Source organism: Gordonibacter massiliensis (ex Traore et al. 2017) (assembly GCF_019731765.1).
Classification (GTDB): domain Bacteria; phylum Actinomycetota; class Coriobacteriia; order Coriobacteriales; family Eggerthellaceae; genus Gordonibacter; species Gordonibacter massiliensis.
Map to the genome: position 1 here is coordinate 1 of NZ_JAASIO010000009.1, position 20,028 is coordinate 20,028.

The 20,028-nt window shown below is 69.6% G+C and carries 14 protein-coding genes; 11 read left to right on the top strand and 3 right to left on the bottom strand.

The features are described from left to right. Window positions 1-645 precede the first annotated feature (645 nt). The gene (locus HCH03_RS10145) at window positions 646-1,053 is read right to left on the bottom strand and encodes a Tat pathway signal protein (protein WP_221689411.1); all 408 of its coding nucleotides are present in this window, start codon (window positions 1,051-1,053) and stop codon (window positions 646-648) included. A 503-nt stretch (window positions 1,054-1,556) separates the two neighbouring features. Here HCH03_RS10145 and HCH03_RS10150 point away from each other — a divergent pair. The 3 genes from HCH03_RS10150 to HCH03_RS10160 all read left to right on the top strand — a co-directional run bounded on the left by HCH03_RS10150 (window position 1,557) and on the right by HCH03_RS10160 (window position 4,498). Next, entirely contained in the window at window positions 1,557-1,967 is a 411-nt protein-coding gene (locus HCH03_RS10150; protein WP_246599957.1) for a PadR family transcriptional regulator, read from the top strand. After that, entirely contained in the window at window positions 1,954-2,949 is a 996-nt protein-coding gene (locus HCH03_RS10155) for a hypothetical protein (protein ID WP_221689412.1), read from the top strand. Before HCH03_RS10150 ends, HCH03_RS10155 begins: the two co-directional genes overlap by 14 nt. A gap of 157 nt (window positions 2,950-3,106) precedes the next feature. Then, a complete protein-coding gene (locus HCH03_RS10160; protein ID WP_185905546.1) occupies window positions 3,107-4,498 on the top strand; it encodes a uracil-xanthine permease family protein in 1,392 nt (463 codons plus the stop codon). A 222-nt stretch (window positions 4,499-4,720) separates the two neighbouring features. On the opposite strand, the gene HCH03_RS10165 is transcribed toward HCH03_RS10160, so the two are convergent. Beyond that, window positions 4,721-4,957, bottom strand: coding sequence for a VF530 family DNA-binding protein (locus tag HCH03_RS10165; protein ID WP_080142163.1), 237 nt, complete (start codon window positions 4,955-4,957; stop codon window positions 4,721-4,723). 140 nt (window positions 4,958-5,097) lie between these two features. On the opposite strand from HCH03_RS10165, the gene HCH03_RS10170 reads away from it, so the two are divergent. From HCH03_RS10170 to HCH03_RS10205, 8 genes are all read left to right on the top strand, one after another. Next, window positions 5,098-5,652 (top strand): TetR/AcrR family transcriptional regulator, encoded by a 555-nt coding sequence (locus tag HCH03_RS10170; protein ID WP_185905545.1) that lies wholly within the window; start codon window positions 5,098-5,100, stop codon window positions 5,650-5,652. Window positions 5,653-5,657: 5 nt separating this feature from the next. Next, entirely contained in the window at window positions 5,658-6,470 is an 813-nt protein-coding gene (locus tag HCH03_RS10175; RefSeq protein WP_221689413.1) for a 4Fe-4S binding protein, read from the top strand. Between the two features lie 255 nt (window positions 6,471-6,725). After that, the gene (locus HCH03_RS10180; RefSeq protein WP_221689414.1) at window positions 6,726-7,169 is read left to right on the top strand and encodes a YjdF family protein; all 444 of its coding nucleotides are present in this window, start codon (window positions 6,726-6,728) and stop codon (window positions 7,167-7,169) included. Between the two features lie 1,297 nt (window positions 7,170-8,466). Then, window positions 8,467-10,191, top strand: a complete 1,725-nt coding sequence (locus tag HCH03_RS10185; protein ID WP_246599958.1) for a phytoene desaturase family protein — start codon at window positions 8,467-8,469, stop codon at window positions 10,189-10,191. Further along, complete coding sequence (locus tag HCH03_RS10190) at window positions 10,191-11,096, top strand: phytoene/squalene synthase family protein (protein WP_221689415.1); 906 nt, start codon at window positions 10,191-10,193, stop codon at window positions 11,094-11,096. Before HCH03_RS10185 ends, HCH03_RS10190 begins: the two co-directional genes overlap by 1 nt. A 5-nt stretch (window positions 11,097-11,101) precedes the next feature. Then, complete coding sequence (locus HCH03_RS10195) at window positions 11,102-12,814, top strand: DUF92 domain-containing protein (RefSeq protein ID WP_221689416.1); 1,713 nt, start codon at window positions 11,102-11,104, stop codon at window positions 12,812-12,814. Window positions 12,815-12,985: 171 nt separating this feature from the next. Beyond that, window positions 12,986-18,556: a DEAD/DEAH box helicase gene (locus tag HCH03_RS16435; RefSeq protein WP_246599959.1), complete on the top strand. Its 5,571-nt coding sequence runs from the start codon at window positions 12,986-12,988 to the stop codon at window positions 18,554-18,556. A 181-nt stretch (window positions 18,557-18,737) separates the two neighbouring features. Further along, a complete protein-coding gene (locus HCH03_RS10205) occupies window positions 18,738-19,772 on the top strand; it encodes a hypothetical protein (RefSeq protein WP_221689417.1) in 1,035 nt (344 codons plus the stop codon). 11 nt (window positions 19,773-19,783) lie between these two features. On the opposite strand, the gene HCH03_RS10210 is transcribed toward HCH03_RS10205, so the two are convergent. Next, entirely contained in the window at window positions 19,784-20,020 is a 237-nt protein-coding gene (locus tag HCH03_RS10210) for a glutathione S-transferase N-terminal domain-containing protein (protein ID WP_080142181.1), read from the bottom strand. Window positions 20,021-20,028: the final 8 nt, after the last annotated feature.

Below are 20,028 nucleotides of genomic sequence, written 5' to 3' on the forward strand. Positions count from 1 at the left end.
AGACGATGCCCAGCCCGTCCGGCCGGACGGGCTGGGTGCCTTTTGCCTATTGACGAATCATCGGTCATATGAAACCGCCATTGGCATCTCGCAAGCCAGCGCATCGTCATCCTGAGCGAGCGGAGCATTCGACAGCCCGGCGGGCTGTCGAACTCCCGAACGCGGAGCGGGCGCAGGGAGGCCCCGCGAAGCGGGGGCGAAGGATCCCGCGCGGCGTCAGCCGGAGGCGCTTCAAGCTGGTGCCGCGCGGGATCCTTCGGCTTTCGCCGCCTCCGCTCAGGGTGACAACCTGGCCGGGCGCATGTCGATGCAGGTTTGCTGGTTCAACGGCTGAACTTTGGGTTCTCTGCAAACCGGGGTCGGGCTATACGCTTGAGCCGTTGCCGACGAGCCGCTTGCGCCTTCGGAGAAGGGCATCCGCGGCACAAAAATCACCGATGTCCCCCATCTGGAGCGCTCGCAAGAAGGTCGCGTTGCTTTTTGGAGTTTTGCGACCTGCGAAAACGCGTTTGGTATGCCGAGGCGGGCGCGTAAGGGAGGTCTTTGGCGGGCGTCTTGATGGGGACATCGGTGATTTTTGTACAGAACGCAGAGGCGCTGGGCTTTCCGGAGGCCAAGGCGTTGGGTTTCGACGCCTGCGGGATGCTACAGACCGTCGGGGGAGATGCGGTCGATGCGCTTGAGAGCGGGGTAGGCGACGAGGGCTCCAACCACCGCGCCGAGGGCGTCGGGCAGCCAGCTTTCCAGGCCCATTCCCCATGCGAACAGCCGGTACAGCGCAACGGCTGCACCGAAGACGATGGCGATTGCCGCTGCGGCGGCGCAGGCTTGCGAAAGCGGCATGTGCTGCCAAAGCGCGTTCGCCAAAAGGAAGCTCAGGCCAGCGAAAGCCGCGAACCGCACCACAGGCGAGGCGGCCGCGAAGCCCAAGGCGATGGCGACGATGCCCGCCGCTACGAGGGCCCATCGTCCGAGCACGATAAAACGGCGAGCCGTGGAAGGCTTCGCCGGATGCCCCGCAGAGCGGGAGTCGTGTCGTTGCTCTATGCTCATGCAGCCAGCGTAGCGCAGCGGAGCCGCGCCTTTCGCGCGTCGCGTGGGCCGCAGCCCGTTCGTTGCCGTCGCGAAACGCGTCGGTAGCCATGCCCATCTGCGTAATGCCGCGCCCGTTTGGATGCGCCCGCAAGGCGAGCCTCGGTGCAGCCGGAGCGCCGCCGCGCGTGCGGCACAAGCCGGAAGGACCTCCGCCGACGATCGCCGCGCCACCGCCCGCAGCCCACTTGGTGTCGCTTTCGGCGACGGCGTCGCGTGCGGTTTCGAAGTCGCAAGCGCCGATGCCCCTGCTGTTGAAAGCTGACGCGCTTGCCCCGTTCTCCTCCGGCGACCGTTCGGCTCGCCTGCCTCCGTCCGCCAACTGTGCTTCATTGCCCGTTTCCTCAAAGCGTGCGATATTAATATACTGTGCGCCACACACTAACGTGCGATATATGATATAGTGTGCGACACACAGTAAAGGAAGGGAGGGGCGCATGGGGGGCGGAGACACGGTTTCGAGCATGGTGCTGGAACTGCGGCGCGGCACGCTGGTCATGTTGGTGCTCAGCCAGCTTCGCGAGCCCGCCTACGGGTACGCACTGGTGAAAACGCTTGCCGACCACGGCATTCCCATCGAGGCCAACACGCTGTACCCGCTGATGCGCCGCCTTGAGTCGCAAGGGCTGCTGACGAGCGAATGGGACAACGGCGGCTCGAAGCCGCGCAAGTACTACCGAACCACCGACGAGGGGCTGCGGGTGCTGCGCGAAGTGGAGGATCAGTGGCACGTGCTGTGCGGCGGGGTGAACGCGTTGCTTCGCGCGGGAGAAGAGGCCGACGGCCCCGCTGGCGTCGAACCGCACGAACAGGCGGCAAACGCGAAAAAGGCCGGCAACGGCGAAGGGAAGGAACGCAACGATGGCACACGATAACGACTTGATCGAGCGCTACCTGTACGCTGTCACGCGGCGCCTGCCCGCCGGCCAGCGCGCGGACGTGGCCGACGAGCTGCGCACGCTGATATCCGATATGCTCGACGAGCGCTGCGGCACGTTGCCGCCCACGGCGAAGGACGTTCGCGTGGTGCTCACCGAATTGGGCACGCCGGGGGAGATGGTGCGCAAGTACACCGACGGGGAGGGGAAGTGCCTCATCGGACAGCCGTACTACTCGCAGTACCTGTTCGTGTTGAAGATCGTGCTGGCTTGCACGACCGGCGGCATTGCCGTGGCGGGCGTGCTGTCGCTGGCCTCAGGGGCTTCCGGGGGCGTGCTGATCGAAGGTCTCGGCTGGCTGGGCACGTTGGTCACGGCACTGGCCTTCGCGTTCTCGTTCGTGACGGTGCTGTTCGTCGTGTTCTCGCACAAGGGCGTGGAAGTGGAGGTGATGGGGTCGCTCGACGACCTGCCGCCGGTGCCGCGCGAGACGAAGGCGTCCACACGGGGCGACGCTGTGGCGGGCATCGTGTTCTCCGTGGTGTTCGCGGCCGTGTTCCTGCTGTTCCCTGACGTGCTGAATGCGCTATCGCACCGCGGGGACGGCGTGCCGTTCAACCCGTTCGATGTGGAGGCCATCCGCGCCTCGGCCTGGGTCATCATCGCATGGACGCTTTTGTGCGTGGCCGGTGAAAGCTTCAAGCTGGTCGAAGGCCGTTACTCGATGCGGCTTCTGGCGGTGACGCTGGTGGTGGACGTGGTGGCGGCGGCGCTTGTGGTGTTCTGGCTGTCGAACTACCAGATCATCGACGGACAGGCTCTGGTCGGGGCACTGGAGTCGACGGGCGACGACGTGGGCGGGACCGTTCGTTGGGTGCTGGCGAACGTGCAGACGGCGTTCTGCGGGCTCGTGCTGCTGGCGCTGGCCATCGACGCCATCGATGCGACGGTGCGAACGCTCAAAGCCCGGCATTCGTAGCGGCCGCGGCCGACGCCCCGCCTTCCGACGGGAATGCGGGGCGTTCTTCTCGGTTTTCGCCCGTATCGGTATCTGCTTGTAGGATAATGTCGTAGATTTGCGTACGCGGCCGTCAGGGGACGGGCCGTGCCGAGTGCGATGCGAGAGGGGTTTGCCAATGAGCGATAAACCGACGCCGACCATGGGGGCCAAGGACAGTCCGGACGCGGTGTACGACGCGCGCCCGCTGGGCGTGCCGAAGATGACGCTGTTCGGCCTGCAGCATATGTTCGCCATGTTCGGGGCCACGGTGCTCGTGCCGGCGCTGACGGGACTCTCCGTCTCAGCCACGCTGCTGTTCGCGGGATTGGGCACGTTGCTGTTCCACTTCCTGGCGAAGGGCAAGGTGCCGGCGTTTCTGGGATCGTCGTTCGCGTTCATCGCGGGCTACGCGGCCATCGCGCCGAACGGCGAGGCGAACCTGCTGCCGTACGCGTGCTTGGGCGTGGCGTGCGCGGGCCTGCTGTACCTGGTGCTGTCGGCGCTGTTCCGCGTGTTCGGTCCCGACCGCGTCATGCGCTTCTTCCCGCCCGTGGTCACCGGGCCCATCGTCATCTGCATCGGGCTCATCCTGGCCAGCTCGGCCATCACGAACGCCTCCTCCAACTGGCTCATCGCCGTGGTGGCCATCGCCGTCATCGTGGTGTGCAACATCTGGGGCAAGGGCATGATCAAGATCATCCCCATCTTGCTGGGCGTGGTCGTGTCCTATATCGTGGCCGCGTTCGCGGGCGAGGTCGACTTCGCCTCCGTGGCCGCGGCGCCGTGGATCGGCCTGCCGGTGGCGTGGGACAACACCGTGTTCGCGCTGTTCGGCGACAACTTCGACGCGGGACTGGCCATCACGGCCATCATCACCATCATGCCGCTGGCGTTCGCCACGATGATCGAACACATCGGCGACGTGTCGGCCATCAGCTCCACGTGCAACCGCAACTACATTGCCGAGCCCGGTCTGCACCGCACGCTGTTGGGCGACGGCTTGGCCACCATCTTGGCGTCGCTCTTCGGCGCGCCGGCGAACACCACCTACGGCGAGAACACGGGCGTGCTGGCGCTGACCCGCGTGTTCGATCCGCGCGTCATCCGCATCGCGGCGTGCTTCGCCATCGTGTTCTCGTTCTCGCCGAAGTTCGCGGCCGTGGTGGCGGCCATGCCGGCGTGCGTGGTGGGCGGCGTGTCGCTCGTGCTGTACGGCATGATATCGGCCGTGGGCATCCGCAACCTGGTGGAGAACCACGTGGACTTCATGAAGAGCCGCAACGTGCTCATCACGGCGCTCATCCTGGTGCTGTCGCTGGGCATCGCCTACAGCGCGGCGGGCGCCATCGTGCTGCCGCTGGGCGGCATCACCATCTCGCTGTCGGGTTTGGCCGTGGGCTCGGTCGTGGGTATTCTGATGAACGTGATCCTGCCGGGCCACGAGGAGGCCGTCGGCGCTCCGCGCGAACCGGAGGAGATGCCCGACGTGCCCATGCCGCTGGAGGACATCCGGCCGGCGAACGGGTAAGACGCAGTGGCCGCCCTCGTGCTCGCGGTGCGAGAGCGCGCGACTTAACGGCTTCGCAGTGCGGCGGCACGGAGCGCGAACGCCCGGTCTTTGCGAACGCAACGCGACCCCTCTGCTTGACGCGGAGGGGTCGCGTTTTTTCTTCGGGTCGGCGAGACGGCGCGTTGCCGGCGGGGATTCGAGCGCATTGCCGGCGGGGGCTCGCGCGCATTGTCGGCGAGTTTAGCGCAGCGTGGCCTTGTACAGGTCCTCTACCTTCTTGCGGGCCCAGGGGGTTTTGCGCAGGAACTTGAGCGAGCTTTTGATGCTGGGGTCGTTGGCGAAGCAGTTGATGCGGACGCGGCTGGCCAAGTCGTCCCAACCGTACTCATCCACCAGACGGGTGAGCATCGCCTCCAGCGTCACGCCGTGCAGCGGGTCGTTGGGGTGTTCTCGCTCGATGGGGTTGTCGTTCGGCATGCTGGCGGCCCTCCTCGGTTTCGCTTGATTGCCTTCCATGATGCCATATTCGGGGGAGGCGGCGCCTCGCGCTTGACTTCGGCTTCGAACGCCTATATATTACATACGTAATATAACAAGTGTAATCTACAGGGGGAGCCATGCCGGAGCAGAGGGTTTCGCAGGAGCAGGTGCTGGATGCCGCGCTCGCCATCGTGCGGGAGCGGGGCGAGTCGGCGCTTTCCGCTCGGTCGGTGGCGGATCGGGCCGGCTGCTCCGTTCAGCCCATCTACAGCCTGTTCGGCGATATGCAAGGGCTGGTGGAGGCGCTGTACGAGCACGCCCGCACCTGGGTGGCGGGCTACAACCGCGAGCACGAGGGCGATGGGCGCAACCCTTTCGAGGCGAACGGCTTGGCGCACTTGCGACTCGCTCAGACGGAGACGAACCTGTTCCGCTTCCTGTACTTGTCGCCCCATCTGCAGCCGGACAGCTTCGAGGACCTGTTCGCCAGCGTGGCGCTCGACGGCGTCGAGGAGTGCATCGCCCAGATGGGCGACCTCGATTTGGATGCGGCCCGCGACCTGTACCTGGACATGATCATCTACACGCACGGCTTGGCGGCCATGCTGGCGAACGGTGCCGGCTTCGACGTTGACAAGATGCGCGACCGGCTGAACGCCGCTTCCCTCGCGTTTCTGGCGAAGGCGCGGTGAGGGTGATGGCGCGTTCTGCGGAAGAGGCGCGAAGGCCCGCGACGGGCGCTCGCATCCGCCGCGCGACGGGGAAACGCCAGCGTGCGCGGCGATTGGCGCTGACGGTGTCGTTCCTGCTGTTTCCCATCACCATATTCTACTTCTCGCCGGTGCTCGTCATCGAAGGCGCGCTTGCGGGAGCGGTGGTGGGCAGCATGCTCGTGTTTTTGCTGCAGTTCGCGTCGGCGCTCGTGCTTCGCCGCGCGTTTTGCGGGTGGCTGTGCGCGGCGGGCGGGCTGCAGGAGATAGAGGCCGATGCGGTGGGCAAGCCGGCGAGGCTGGGGTGGCGCACGCGTATCAAGTACGTCATCTGGGTGCCGTGGTTCGCCTCCATCGTGGCGTGCGCCTGGGTGGCGGGCGGCTTCACGACGATCGACCCGCTGGCCGGCATTCCGGGCGGCGTGTCGCTGAACAACCCGCTGGGGTTGGGCATCTACTTCGGCATCGTGGCGCTGTTCTTCGTTCCCAACCTGTTTTTGGGCCGGCGGGCCATGTGCCATTGCATCTGTTGGATGGCGCCTTTCATGGTGTTGGGCGGGAAACTGGGGCACGCGATGCGCGTACCGCAGCTGCACATCGACGCGCGGCCGGAGACGTGCGTCGGATGCGGAAAGTGCTCGAAAGCGTGTCCCATGAGCCTGGACGTGCAGGCTTTGCTGCAGGGCGGGGCCATCGCGGACGCGGAGTGCATTCAGTGCGGCGCGTGCGCGGACACGTGCCCGAAGGACACGCTCTCGCTGCGGTTCGGACGGATGGGAAAGCGCACGGGCGGCGCGTAGGCGCGCGTTCGGTTTGGCCCGGTGCGGATTCCGCGCGTCGGGCACGTGCCCTCTTGCCCACCGTGCTATACTGCCCCTGCGAAGATGAAAACACGACCCCGTCGGGTAGTCGGGGTGCGGTGGGGCGGTGCAACCGCCCGGAGCGTGTCGCCATGGTGGGCGAAGCGCTCCGGGCACGCAGCATCCCCTTCCGTCAGTAACCTGCCTCCTTGGTTGTCCCTTCTTCGTTCGTTCACAACGACATAAGGAGGATTCATGCAGGTCAACACATCATCGACGTTGACGGTGCTTCACGACGGCCAATTCTGGGTGGGTATATGCGAGCAGCGCGACGGCTCGCGCTACGGGGCGTGCCGCTTCGTGTTCGGCCCCGAGCCGAAGGACGAGGAGGTGCTCGCCTTCGTGTGCCGGCACTGGGACCGCCTGGATTTCCGCATGCGCGACGAAGGGGACGCGGCCGAAAACGGGTCGGCGTCGGTTGGCGCGCGCAATCCGAAGCGCGCCCAGCGCGAGGCGCGCAAGACGCTCGAGGCCGCCCGGCGCGGCGTGGGCACGAAAGCGCAGCAGGCGCTGTCGGCGGCCTACGAGGAGCGCAAGGACGAGCGCCGGTCGAACGCTCGCGAACTCCGCGAGGCCGAGGAGCGTCGTGCCTTCGAGCTGCGCACGCTGAAGCGCAAGCGGAAGCATCGCGGGCATTGATCGGGGCTTTTGCGGAAGGCTGACCAGGTCGTCGATGAGTGCGTCTTTGACGTTTGGTCGGTGCGCTCGCGTTGTCTGCGAACGCCGGCATTTTTCCGGTCGTTCGGTCCGCACCGCTTCGCGCGCGGAAAGCGGCGTTTGCCCGTATTGGCGGGGTGCTTTTGCCGAAAGTGTCCTCCGCTGTTAAACCAGCATTGACACGCCTCTGGGTGGTGCCTGATGGCGACCTGGCGCTGCGCAGCCTCGAACGGGCCTATGCCTATTTTGGTTTAACGGCGGAAGGCCGAGCTTGAGTGCGGGGCGTTTGGTGCAAAAATCACCGATGTCCCCCCAACGCGGGGCCCTTAAAACCCCTTCGACCACGCACCCTGGCAAAATCACGGTGTTCTCCCAGCTCGCGGAATCCGGTCTGGGTGCGACGACCGCGCTGAAGGTTCAAGCAACGGGGACATCGGCGATTTTTGCACCGCAAACCCACCTTCCGCTGCTAAACCAAATTAAACCTAGGCCTGTGCGAGGCTGCGCGGCGCCCGATCGCTGTCGGTCGCTGCGCGGAGGCGTTCCGGCCGCGATCCCACAGCGGAATCGGCCCGTTGCGCACAAGAACCCCGACGTATGGGTTCGAAGGGTTCCGAAAGGCGCTTTCGAGCCGGCCGCCGGAGCTCTTGGCCGCATGCTCCGGCAAGGCCATAATCCCGACCGGGGGGGGCTTTGCGGGCGGGGCGAGAGCCGTGCCAGGGCGGCCACGAGGGCGGGATCCCGCATGTAGAGGGTTTTGCTCGGATACGACCGATGCCGCTTCAAACCACGACATAGGCTCGTTCGAAAGCCATGCGGAGTCGGGTCGCTGCCGGGCGCCACGCAAAGGCATGTCGGAGGTGGCTCCGTCGATCTTGCGCGCCGGTCGACTCCGTAGGGGCGGTTTCCTGATCGCCTGCTCGCGCGGAGCGCGAGAACGCGGCCCTCGGTTGGTTTTCCGGCTGCGCCGGAACGGGCGATCAGGAGATCGCCCTACGGAGGGCGCCGGCGCGCTCGGGAAAGCGATCGCCGAGGACCCGGCCTCCTCGGGCGGAGGCGTGCCCGGCCGGCGCCCCCGGAGCGGGCGCCCCGCCTTCGTCCGGGTGGGAACACGGTTGCGCAAGGCGCCCGCGCGGGCGCCGAGGTGGTACGGCGGCTCGGCAACAGCCGTTTGACGTGGGCGAAACGGCTTGTCCCATAATTGTGGGCGCGTAGGTCACACCTATGCGGCAACCCGTACCATAACCGGATGGCATATCGGTTGCGGCTAAGGAGTTGCATGAAACGGGTAATCGTGGTGGGAGCGGGGGTCGCCGGACTGGCGGCGGCCATCCGGTTGCGGTGCGCGGGGTACGACGTTGCGCTGTACGAGAAAGAGTCGCAGGTCGGCGGCAAGATGAGCCGCATCCGGGAAAACGGGTACACCTTCGACGTCGGTCCCACCATCGTGATGATGCCGGCGCTGTACCGCGAGGTGTTCGAGCTGGCCGGTCGCGATCCGGACGACTACATACCCATGCGGAAGGTCGAGCCGCTCATGGAGATATCGTTCGGCCCGGGCGAGCGGCTGAGGCTGTCGAACGACCTGTCCGACCTCACGGCCGGCCTCGAGGGCGTGAGCGAGGACGACGCGCAGGGCTACTTCGAGTACCTGGCGCTGCTGTACAAGCGCTACCGCATAGCCAAGGACAACTTCCTGCAGCGCTCGTTTCGCGGACCGGCTGATTTCTACAACCCGAAGAGCCTGCTGGCGGGCTTCCGGCTGCATACGCTGGGCGACGCGTACTCGTCGGTGTCGCGCTACGTGAAGGACGACCGCCTGCGCAAGGCGCTGGCGTTCCAGACGCTCTACATCGGCATCTCCCCATATGAGGGGCCCTCCCTGTACATGATTATTCCCATGATCGAGCTGCTGTACGGCGTGTGGTTCATGCCCGGAGGCATGTACGCCATGGCCGAAGGCATGGGGCGCCTGTTCGAGGAGCTGGGCGGCGAGCTGCGCACGTCGGCGCCCGTGGAGCGCATCGCGGTCGAGGGCGGGCGCGCCGTGGGCGTGGTTGCGAACGGCGAGCTGGTGCGCGCCGACTGCGTGGTGTGCGACGCGGACTTCCCGTACGCCATGAAAGAGCTCGTGGGTGACGAGCGGGCGCGCGGGCGCTACACCGACGAGAAGATAGAAGGCATGGAGTACTCGTGCTCGTGCTTCATCCTGTACCTGGGGCTGGACAAACGCTATCCCGACGACACGGTGCACTCCATCAGGTTCGCGCCGGACTTCGAGCGCAACATCGCCGACATCTTCGACGGTGCCCGCTTTCCGGACGATCCGTCGTTCTACTGCTACGCGCCCACGTCGCTGGATCCGTCGCTCGCGCCCGAGGGCGGCAGCACGCTCTACGTGCTGGTGCCGGTGCCGCCTTTGTCGGAACAGGGCCCCTCTTGGGACGCCGACGAGGTGGCCGCGTACCGCGACAAGGTGCTCGACCTGGTGGAGCGCGAGACGGTGTACGAGGACGTGCGCGACCACATCGCGTTCGAGCGCGTCTACACGCCGCTCGACTTCGCCGAGCGGTTCAACGCCTGCCGGGGAGCCACGTTCGGGCTGCGGCCCACGCTGCGGCAGAGCAACTACTGGCGGCCGCACAACAAGGCCGAGCGCTGCGAGGGGCTGTACTTCTGCGGCAGCAGCACGCACCCGGGAGCCGGCGTGCCCATCGTGCTCCTGAGCGCGAAGCTGGCGGCCGACGAGCTCATGGCCGACGACCGCGCTACGACGGCGGCCGATCGGGCGGTGGCGGGCCAGGTGGCCGTGGTGGCCGCGCGCGGGGCGGCCGTCGCCGAAGGCGCGACGGGCGGAACGGGCGCCGGCGCGGTTGCGGGCGGCCCGACGGCTGACGGGGCCGCCACCGGCTTCACGGCAGCGGCCGGCGTCCCGGCGGAAGAGCGCTCCGTCCGCCCCGTCGCCGGTTCGGGGGCGCTCGGCGGCGGGGAAGGCGGTGCGTGATGCGGGCCCCGAGCGACGCGTTCGAGGCACGTGCCGACGACTTTGCCTGGTGCGAGGATGTGATCAGGCGAAACTCTCACAGTTTCTATCGTGCGTTCTCGCTTCTGCCTCCGCACAAGCGCAAGAGCGTGTATGCCGTGTACGCGTTCTGCCGCGCGGCGGACGATTGCGTGGACGTGGACGCCAGCAGGGGGCGGCTGGACGGCTTGCAGCGCGACTTGGAGCGGTTCTGCGCGGGCGCGGTGCCGCGCGCGCCGTTATGGCGGGCGCTGGACGCGGTGTTCTCCGTGTTCGACATGGACGAGGAGCCCTTCTTCGACATGCTGGAGGGGCAGCGGCGCGATTTGGCGTTCCGCCAGCCCGCCGACATGGAGGAGCTCGAGGACTACGGCTATTACGTGGCGGGTTCGGTGGGGCTCATGCTGCTGCCGCTGCTGCGCTCCGGGCGGCCCGTCGACGATGCGCTGCGGGAAGACGCCGTGGCTTTGGGCGTGGCCATGCAGCTGACGAACATCCTGCGCGACGTGGGCGAGGATCGGGACGCCGGACGCGTCTACCTGCCCGCCTCCGTGCTAGAGGACGCCGGCTGCACGCGCGATGACCTGGCGGCGCGCCGGGCGGGTGCGGCGTTCCGGATGGCATGGGAGCGCGTGGCACGGCGTTCCGAAGAGCTCTACCGCCCCATGCAGCGCGACATTTTGCGGCTGGACGAGGACAGCCGCTTGCCCACGCTCTCGTCGCTGTTTCTGTACCGCGGCATCATGGATCAGGTGCGCGCCGACGGCTATAGCTGCTTGGAGAGGCGCAACGTCGTTTCGAAGGAACGCGCGACGGCGCTCGTCGGCGAGGCGCGTGCGCTGCTCGCCGATGCGCAGGGCGCGGCTGCGGCCTGGGAAGGCAGGTGACGGACATGCGAAACGCGGTAGGCATGGGGTTGTCGGTGCTGTACGTGCTGGCGGTGCTGGGGGCGTCGAGCTTGCTTGCCCGGCGCGGCATGGGCGAGGAGGGCACGCGCAAGCTCGTGCACATCGCTTTGGGAGGCTGGTGGGTGGTTGCGGCGCTGTTCTTCACGTCGCCGTGGTGGGCGGCCGCGCTGCCGGCCGCGTTCATCGTGGTGAACGCGCTGGCCTGGCGCAAGCAGAAGCTCGCGTTCATGGCGCGCGGCGAGGGCGAGGACACGCCCGGCACGGTTTACTACGCCGTGTCGCTCACCCTGCTCGCGCTGTTCTCGTTCGGCATCGGCGCGCCGTACGTGGGTGCGCTCGGCGTGTTCTGCATGGCGTTCGGCGACGGGTTCGCGGCCGTGCTGGGCAAGCGGTTCGGACGCCGCGCGCTGCCGGGGGCGGGCGGCGGGAAGTCGCTCGTGGGCACGGCCGTGATGTTCGCGGCGAGCTTCGCCTCGTGCGCGGGAGTGCTGCTGGCGGCAGGGTCGGCAGGATGGCAGGGCGCCGTGCCGTCGTTCGCGGCGGCTGCGGGAGCGGGGACCGCTGCGGGCGGCGCCGGGCTCGCGGCCGGGGTCGTGGGCCTGGTCTTGCTCGTGTCGCTGGGACTGGCCGCGCTCGCCGCGTTTCTGGAGGCGGCGTCGCCGGCCGGCCTCGACAACCTGAGCGTGCCGTTGGGCGTGACGGGGCTGTACGCGGCGCTGTTCCTGCCGGCGACGGGCTACGCGCCGCTGCTTGCGGGCCTGCTGCTGTCGGGCGCAGTGGCGCTGGCGGCGTTGAGGCTCGGGCTGCTCACCGTGCCGGGCACGCTGGGCGCCGTGGGCGTTGGCACGCTGGCCTTCGCGTTCGGCGGTTGGCCCTTGTGGCTTCTGCTCATGTGGTTCTTCGGCAGCTCGAACGTGGCGTCGAGGCTCATGCGCCGGGTGCGCGGAGCACGGGCGGGCGAGAAGCGCGGCGGTTCTCGCAAGTTGCGCCAGGTGCTGGCGAACAGCGTGCCGTTCCTCGCGTGCGCGGCGGCTTACGCGGCGACGGGGGAGGCGTGGTTCCTCATCGTGTCGGCCGGAGCGCTGGCGGCGAGCACGGCTGACACGTGGGCGTCCGAGATCGGCACGTACAGCCGCAAGCCGCCGGTGAGCATCGTCACGCGCCGGCCCATGCAGCGCGGGCTTTCGGGCGGTGTGAGCCCGCTTGGGCTGGCGGCCACCGTTGTGGGCGCCGCGACCTCGGCTTTTCTGGCCATGTTCCTGTTCCATGCGTTCGGCTTCGCGGTGCCTACGGGGCCCGAGGCGTTCCTGTTCATCATCGCGTGCGGCGTCGCAGGCTCGGTGGTGGACAGCTTCCTGGGCGCGCTGCTGCAGGCGAAGTACCGGGCGCCGGGTGAAGCGGGGGCGGATACCGGCGACCGTGCCCGCGGCGGCAACGTGTCGGGCGGAGCGGCCGGAACCGGTGTCGCCGTCCGCGCCTGCGCTCTGGCCGGTGCCGGCGCGGCTGCGCTGGGGGACGGCTCCCTTGGCGACGCCGCGCTTGCCGAGGGCGACGGGGCCCTGGTGGAGGCTGCACCCGCCCGCGGAGCGGCGGGCTACACGCTGGTGTCCGGATACGCCTGGGTCACGAACGACGCCGTGAACCTGTTGAGCGGCGTCGCCGTGGTGGCGCTGGGGTTGCTGGCGGCGCTGCCGTAGAAGAGATTGCTCGCCTGTCCGCCCCTACGGGGACGGCGCGACCCGGAAGGGACGGGAGGCGCGCGGGGCGGGCGTTTCGCAACGGGTGGGATGCGGGGGTTTTCGGGTGCGGCGGTTGCGGTAAGATGGACGATGTCGCTTGATCGCCTACGGAAAGGAGCGGCCTGAACCATGGACGCTGCGAACGACGCGTTGCCCCACGCCGCTCTCGACCGGTTCTCCGAGGCGGTGCGGGATTGGTTCCTGGAGGCGTTTCCCGGGCCGACGCCGGTGCAGGAACGGGCGTGGGAGGCCATCGAGGACGGGGAGAACGCGCTGGTCATCGCACCCACCGGGTCGGGCAAGACGCTCGCGGCGTTCCTGTTCGCCATCGACGCGCTCATGCGCGAGAAGGCGGGTGCGGGCAGCGTGCCCGGCGTTGGCGGCGCTGCGGACGACGGAGCGGCAGGGGACGTGGAAGGCGCCGCGCCGGCCAAGCCGCCGCGGGGCGTGCGCGTGCTGTACGTGTCGCCGCTGAAGGCGCTGGGGGCCGACGTGGGGCGCAACCTGCAGGCACCGCTCGCGGGCATCGCGGCGCGGCTTGCCGCCGAGGGCGCGAAGGCCCCGAACGTGCGCACGGGCATGCGCACCGGCGACACCACGCCCGATCAGCGCCGCTCGCTTCTGCGCAACCCGCCCGACATCCTCATCACCACGCCGGAATCGCTCTACCTCATGCTCACGTCGCAGGCGCGCGAGACGCTGCGCACCGTCGAGACCGTCATCGTGGACGAGGTGCACGCGCTGGCCGGCAACAAGCGCGGCGCGCACCTGGCGCTCAGCCTCGAGCGGTTGGACGACCTGCTCGAACAGCCGGCGCAGCGCGTCGGGCTCTCGGCCACGGTGCGGCCGCGCGAAGAGGTGGCGCGCTTTCTGGGCGGGCCGCACCTCGTGAGCGTCATCGCGGCGGAGGGGCGGCCCGATCTGGACGTGCGGGTGGTGGTGCCCGTGCGCGACATGACCGCCATCCCGACGTTCCCGGGCGCCGACGCGCACGGCGCGGGCGGTGCGCGGGGCGGGCGCGGCGGGGGCCCGCGGCGCGCGCCGGCCGAGGAGGCGTGGAAGTCGGACCGGGCGCTGCGGGCGCACCTGGCGGGCTCGTCGGGGAAGGGCTCCACGCCCGACAGCCGCGCGGGGTCCTCGTCCATCTGGCCGCTCATCGAGGCATCCATCTTGGACGAGGTGCTGGCGCACCGCACCACCATCGTGTTCGTGAACTCCCGCGGGCTGTGCGAGAAGCTCACCGCGCGGCTGAACGAACTGTACGCGAAGCGCGAAGGGCTGCTGGCGCCCGGCGGTAACGCCGACGGCGGGGCGTCATCGCATATCCGCTCCGACCTCGGCTCCACGAGCGAGCTGGCGCAGGGAGCTCCCGAGATCATCGCGAAGGCGCACCACGGCTCGGTGTCGAAGGAGAAGCGCCTGCAGGTGGAGCGCGAGCTGAAGAGCGGCGAGCTGCCGTGCGTGGTGGCCACCTCGTCGCTGGAGCTGGGCATCGACATGGGCTCGATCGACCTGGTGCTGCAGGTGGCCGCGCCGCCGAGCGTGGCGAGCGGCCTGCAGCGCATCGGCCGCGCGAACCACCAGGTGGGCGGACGTTCGGCGGGCTCCATCTACCCGCGCACGCGCACGGAGATCATCGACGCCGCCGTGGTGGCCGAGGGCATGCGCGCCGGCTCCATCGAGGCCACCGCGCTCGTGCGCAACCCGCTGGACGTGCTGGCGCAGCAGACGGTGGCCGCCGTGGCCATGGGCGGCGCGACCGCCGACGGCTGGTACGAAACGGCGCGCCGCGCGGCGCCGTTCTCGGAGCTGCCGCGCCGCGCGTTCGACTCGGTGCTCGACATGCTGTCCGGCCGCTACGCCTCGGCCGACCTGGCCGAGTTCGCGCCGCGCATCGTGTGGGATCGCGAGAGCGGCGCGCTCACGCCGCGCCCGTCCGCCCAGCGCCTGGCCGTGACGGCGGCGGGCACGATTCCCGACCGCGGTATGTTCTCGGTCGTGCTGCCGGAGGGCGACGGCAACGAAGGACGTCGGCGCGTGGGCGAGCTGGACGAGGAGATGGTGTACGAGTCGCGCGTGGGCGACATCATCGCGCTCGGCACCAGCTCGTGGCGCATCAGCGAGATCACGCGCGACCGCGTGATCGTGGAGCCGGCGCCGGGCCGCTCGGCGCGCCTGCCGTTCTGGCACGGCGAGGGCGTGGGCCGTCCCGCCGAGACGGGGCGGGCGCGCGGGGCGTTTCTGCGCGCGCTGGCCGCGGGCATCGACGACGGGGTTGCGGGCGAGTCGGATGCGGAAGGCGTGCTCGCGGGCGGGTCCGACCTGCTGGCCGACGCGGCGTCGCGCCTCGACCCCGCCCTGCGCGAGCGGCTGGCGGCGGACGGCTTGGACGAGGACGCGCAGCGCAACCTGGCCGCCCTCGTGCGCGCGCAGCGCGAGGCCACAGGCACGGTGCCCGACGACAAGACGCTCGTGGTGGAGCGGTGCGAGGACGAGACGGGCGACTGGCGCGTCATGCTGCACTCTCCCTACGGCCGCCGCGTGCACGAGCCGTGGGCCATGGCGGTGCAGGACCGCGTGGAAAGCACGCTCGGCTTCGATCCGCAGGCCATGGCCGCCGACGACGGTATCCTGCTGCGCGTGCCCATGACCGAGACGCGCCTGCCGGGCGCGGAGCTGTTCGTGTTCGATCCGGACGAGCTCGTGCGCGTCGTGCGGGACCGGGTGGACAAGACGGCGCTCTTTGCCGCGCGGTTCCGCGAGTGCGCGGCGCGCGCCCTGCTCATGTCGCCCACGCAGCCGGGCAAACGCGCTCCGCTGTGGCAGCAGCGTCTCAAGGCGGGCCAGCTGCTGGAGGCGGCGCGCGGCGAGCGAGACTTCCCTATTCTGCTGGAAACGGCGCGCGAGTGCCTGCAGGACGTGTACGACCTGGAAGCGCTCCACGAGCTCATGGAGGGGCTCGCGGCCGGTACGGTGCGCGTGGTGGAGGCGCAGACGAGCATCCCGTCGCCCTTCGCCGGGCCGCTGCTGTTCGGCTACGTGGGTGAGCACCTGTACCAGGGCGACCTGCCGCATGCGGAGCGCCGGGCGTCGCTGCTGTCGCTCGACCCGGCGCTGCTGGGCGAGCTGCTGGGCTCGGCCGACATGGCGGAGCTGCTGGATGCGCAGGTGGTGGCCGAGGTGGAGGAGAAGCTGCAGCGCACGGCGCCCGACCGTCGCGCCCGCGGCGCGGAAGGTGTGGCCGACCTGCTGCGCGTGCTGGGCCCGCTGTCCACCGAAGAGGTGGCGCTGCGCCTGGAACCGCCGCAAAGCGTTGGCTCGCAGCCCGGAGCGGAAACCCCCGGAACGGAAGCCCCAGAAATGGAGGTCCCCGGAACGGAGGCCCTCGGAATGGAAGCCGCTGGAAGGGAGGCGCCAGAAATGGAGGCCTCCGTAGGGGCGCTCTCCAGAGCGCCCGTTCCGGCGCAGCCGGAAAGCATCGGACAAGCAGCGAGCGCGGACAATGTTCTCGCCCAATATGAGGACAAAACTCCCAGCGGCTCCCTCGCGGGCGGACACCCCAACGGCCACCCTGCCGACGAATACCCTGCTGGCCATCCTATAGGCAGACATCCCGGCGGCCATCCTGCGGACGAAGCCTCCCTTTGTCATCCTGAGCGACCGAAGGGAGTCGAAGGATCCCCTGCGGCGGCAGCCGAAAGCGCCAGGGAAACAGCGGCTGCAGACGAGGTGCAGGATGACGGTGCCACTGCCACACCTTCTGCCACCCCAGTCGAGGCCCTCGCCGTGCTCGAGGAGCTGCAAGAGGCGAAGCGCGCCTTCCTCGCCACGATCGGCGGCGCGGAGCGTTGGGCGGCGGTTGAGGACGCAGGTCGCTTGCGCGAGGCGCTGGGCACGGCCGTGCCCGCGTGGGTTCCGGCCGCGTTCCTCGAAGCTGCGGACGATCGCGCGCCGCTCGACGACCTGCTCGCGCGTTACGCGCGCACGCACGGACCCTTCGCCGACGAGGAGGCGGCGGCCCGCTTCGGCATCGGGCCCGCCGTGGCGCGCGAGAGCCTGCGCCGCCTGGCCGCGTCGGGCAAGCTCGTGCAGGGTCGGTTCGGGCAGGCACCGGGCGGGGAAGGCGAGCGCAGCTGGGTGTCGGCGGAGGTATTCCGGCGCTTGCGGTCGCTCTCGCTCGCGAAGGCGCGCGCCGCCGTGCGCGCGGTGCCGCCGGACGCCTACGTGCGCTACGTGCTGGACCTGCAGGGCGTCGGCGACGGCGCGGCATTCGAGGGCGTCGACGGGGTGGCGCAGGTCATCGCCCAGTTCGAGGGCGTGTTCCTGCCGGCTGCCGCATGGGAGGGCTCCGTGTTCCCCAGCCGCGTGCGCGACTACCGTCCCTCGATGCTCGACGAGCTCATCGCTTCGGGCGACGTGGTGTGGGCGGGTGCCCGCCGCGAGGGCGACGGCGCGTCGGACGACGGCCGGGCGCGCGGTCGGTCCGCGCAGCGGAAAGCGACGTCCCCATCGACGCTCGTGGCCTTCTACCCCACGGACTCGCCGCTCGCTCCCGTGCGCCCGGATGCGGAGGACGGCCCGTTCGAGGCCGTCGACGCCGCCGCCTCCGGCCTGTCGGTGGAGGAGGCGGTGATGGAGGCGCTCGGCAGCGGCTACGGCCTGTTCTTCCGCCAGATAGCCGATGCCGTGCGACGCAGGATGGAGCCCGAACGCGTCGGCGAGGCCGCCGTGGCCGAGGCGCTCCTAGACCTGGCCTGGAGCGGGCACGCCACGAACGACACGTTCGCACCGGTTCGCGCCGTCGACGCCGGAAGCTCGGCCGCGCGCCAGCGTCCCGCCCCGAAGCGGCGCGCGAGCAGCCGGCGCTCGGGGCGTCGCTACGCCGTCGCGCCGGCGGCTGGGAGCGGCGCGGCTCGCGTTGCATCGGAGGGTTTCGGCGCGCCGGCGGCGGTTTGTTCCGGCCGTTGGTCGCTGCTCGCGCCCTCTCCGGAAAACGACACCGTGCGCGCTTTGGCGCTGGTCGAATCCATCCTCGACCGCTACGGCGTGCTCTCGCGCGACGTGGCGGCGCTCGCTGGCGTGTCCGGCGGCTTGGGCGCGCTCATGCCGGTGCTGCGGCAGATGGAGGACGCGGGCGACGTGCTGCGGGGTGTGTTCGTGAAGGGCCTCGGCCCGGCCCAGTTCGCCGCTCGCGAGACGGTGGACGTGCTGCGCGCCTATGCCGGGGGCGACGAGGCGGCCGAGCGAGGGGGAAGCCGTGCGGATCGCGGCACCGAGACCGTCGTGCTCGCCGCGGACGATCCGGCGAGCCTGTTCGGATGCGGTGTTCCGTGGCCGCCCCTTGCCGCGCCCGGCGCCCCGGCCGCGTGCGACGAGCCGGCCGCACGCCCCTCGCGCCGTCCGGGCAGCCTCGTGTGCGTGCGCGGCGGCCGACTCGCGCTGTACGCCACGGCGGGGCTGCGCTCCATCCTGTCGTTCACGGAGGATCCCGAGGCGCTTCGCGACGCCGTGGCCGCCCTCGTCGCGCACGCCGCCCGGCGGGAGGGGGCGGAAGGCGCGCGGAAGAAGCTGGCGGTGGAGTCGTTCAACGGCCTGCCCGTGCTCTCCACGCCGTTCGCTGACGTGTTGCAGGAGGCGGGCCTCGTCCGCCTGCCCGACGGCATGCGCCTGTACGTGGACCCGTTCTCGCGCGGCGTGTGAGGCGGGTCCTCGTCATGCCCGTCACCTGGGCATGCGAACAGATTGAGAATCGCTTGCAGGCATTCTGTGGCCGACCGGTAGCAATTGGGTGAAAAAAGAAGCCGTCGCGCGCCGATGCGGTATGTTCGAGAGGGGCATGCGCCCCCGAAGGCAGACGCGAGACGAAAGAGGATGGTGCGGCATGGCGCGGAGCACGGACGGAAAGGGCAAGCTGGGCGGGCTGTTCGACGACCTGTCGATGGCCCAGGTCGTCGCGGGCGCGCTCGCGGCCGTCACCTCCATGCTGCTGGCCTCGCAGATAGGCATCTACGGATCGGTGATCGGCGTGGGCGTGGGTTCCGTCGTGTCGGCCGTGGCGTCCCAGCTGTACAAGAAGTTCCTCGCCGCGTCGGCCGAGAAGCTGCGCGAGTTGAAGCCGGGCGAGACCGGCTACGCGCCGTCCGAGGAGGCGGAAAACCCTGCGACGACGGCCCGTAGGGGCCGCACGGCGGTGGACGCCGCAAAGACGGCGCGCCTGGACGCCGCGTCGGAGCCGGTCGTTCCGCTCGGATCGGCAGCGCGCCGCACGCGCACGCCGCGTGCCGACGACGCCGCCCTGCAGGGCGACCCATCGGTCCGCAAGGCACGCGAGCGCCGCGATCGCAAGAAGAAGGTGCAGCGCGGGGTGGTCGTCGTGTCCGTCGTGTCGGCCATCGCCGCCGTGGCCGTCTCCGCCGTCGTCATCGACCTTGCCACCACGGGGCAGGGCGTGGGCGCGAAAACGCCGCCCCTCGTCGCCCCTCAGGAGCAGAAGGCGGGCGGCGATGCGGAGAGCTCCCCGGATGCGTCCAGGGACGCCGCGCCGGAGGCGTCGAAGGATCCGGCGAAGGACGCGTCCTCGAACGGCTCCTCGAATGGCGACGCGTCCTCGAACACGGGGAACGGCCAGGGATCGTCCGGTTCTTCCGGCTCCACGGACCCGTCCGGCGGATCCCAAGGCGAAGGCGGCTCGACGGAAGGCGGCCAGCCCGGCAGCGGCTCGCAGGATCCGGCTTCGAAGCCGGGCTCGGACGGATCGTCGTCCGGCTCCGGCCAATCGGGCTCGAACCAGTCCGGAAGCGGATCGGGCTCGTCATCCGGTTCGTCGTCCGGCTCGACGGGCGGTTCCGCCTCCGGCGCGTCGTCCGGCAAGGCGGCGACCCAGGCGGGAACCGCCTTGCCGGTTGCTCGCGCGTAGCCGGTTTCGCCCTAGAGGTACTTCTCGGTCAGGTACGCCATGCACTCGTCGTTGCCGTTGACGAGCCTCTCTCCGTCCCACAGGTAGGGGATGAGGTCGGCGTTGCCTCCCAGTTCCAGCAGCTCTTGATAGGGTTCCTCCTGCTCAACGTCGCGTTTGTCCAGCTCGATGCCATGCTCCTCGGCGAAGTGGGTCAGGATGGAGCAGGTGGGGCACGGGGCCCAGTAGTACAGGATCGGCTTGTCCATGTTCGATT

What these genes read in the sequence shown, in the direction of transcription:
- HCH03_RS10145 (WP_221689411.1), bottom strand. Translation starts at nt 1,053, where the DNA reads ATGAGCATAGAGCAACGACACGACTCCCGCTCTGCGGGGCATCCGGCG.
- HCH03_RS10150 (WP_246599957.1), top strand. Translation starts at nt 1,557, where the DNA reads ATGGTGCTGGAACTGCGGCGCGGCACGCTGGTCATGTTGGTGCTCAGC.
- HCH03_RS10155 (WP_221689412.1), top strand. Translation starts at nt 1,954, where the DNA reads ATGGCACACGATAACGACTTGATCGAGCGCTACCTGTACGCTGTCACG.
- HCH03_RS10160 (WP_185905546.1), top strand. Translation starts at nt 3,107, where the DNA reads ATGAGCGATAAACCGACGCCGACCATGGGGGCCAAGGACAGTCCGGAC.
- HCH03_RS10165 (WP_080142163.1), bottom strand. Translation starts at nt 4,957, where the DNA reads ATGCCGAACGACAACCCCATCGAGCGAGAACACCCCAACGACCCGCTG.
- HCH03_RS10170 (WP_185905545.1), top strand. Translation starts at nt 5,098, where the DNA reads ATGCCGGAGCAGAGGGTTTCGCAGGAGCAGGTGCTGGATGCCGCGCTC.
- HCH03_RS10175 (WP_221689413.1), top strand. Translation starts at nt 5,658, where the DNA reads ATGGCGCGTTCTGCGGAAGAGGCGCGAAGGCCCGCGACGGGCGCTCGC.
- HCH03_RS10180 (WP_221689414.1), top strand. Translation starts at nt 6,726, where the DNA reads ATGCAGGTCAACACATCATCGACGTTGACGGTGCTTCACGACGGCCAA.
- HCH03_RS10185 (WP_246599958.1), top strand. Translation starts at nt 8,467, where the DNA reads ATGAAACGGGTAATCGTGGTGGGAGCGGGGGTCGCCGGACTGGCGGCG.
- HCH03_RS10190 (WP_221689415.1), top strand. Translation starts at nt 10,191, where the DNA reads ATGCGGGCCCCGAGCGACGCGTTCGAGGCACGTGCCGACGACTTTGCC.
- HCH03_RS10195 (WP_221689416.1), top strand. Translation starts at nt 11,102, where the DNA reads ATGCGAAACGCGGTAGGCATGGGGTTGTCGGTGCTGTACGTGCTGGCG.
- HCH03_RS16435 (WP_246599959.1), top strand. Translation starts at nt 12,986, where the DNA reads ATGGACGCTGCGAACGACGCGTTGCCCCACGCCGCTCTCGACCGGTTC.
- HCH03_RS10205 (WP_221689417.1), top strand. Translation starts at nt 18,738, where the DNA reads ATGGCGCGGAGCACGGACGGAAAGGGCAAGCTGGGCGGGCTGTTCGAC.
- HCH03_RS10210 (WP_080142181.1), bottom strand. Translation starts at nt 20,020, where the DNA reads ATGGACAAGCCGATCCTGTACTACTGGGCCCCGTGCCCCACCTGCTCC.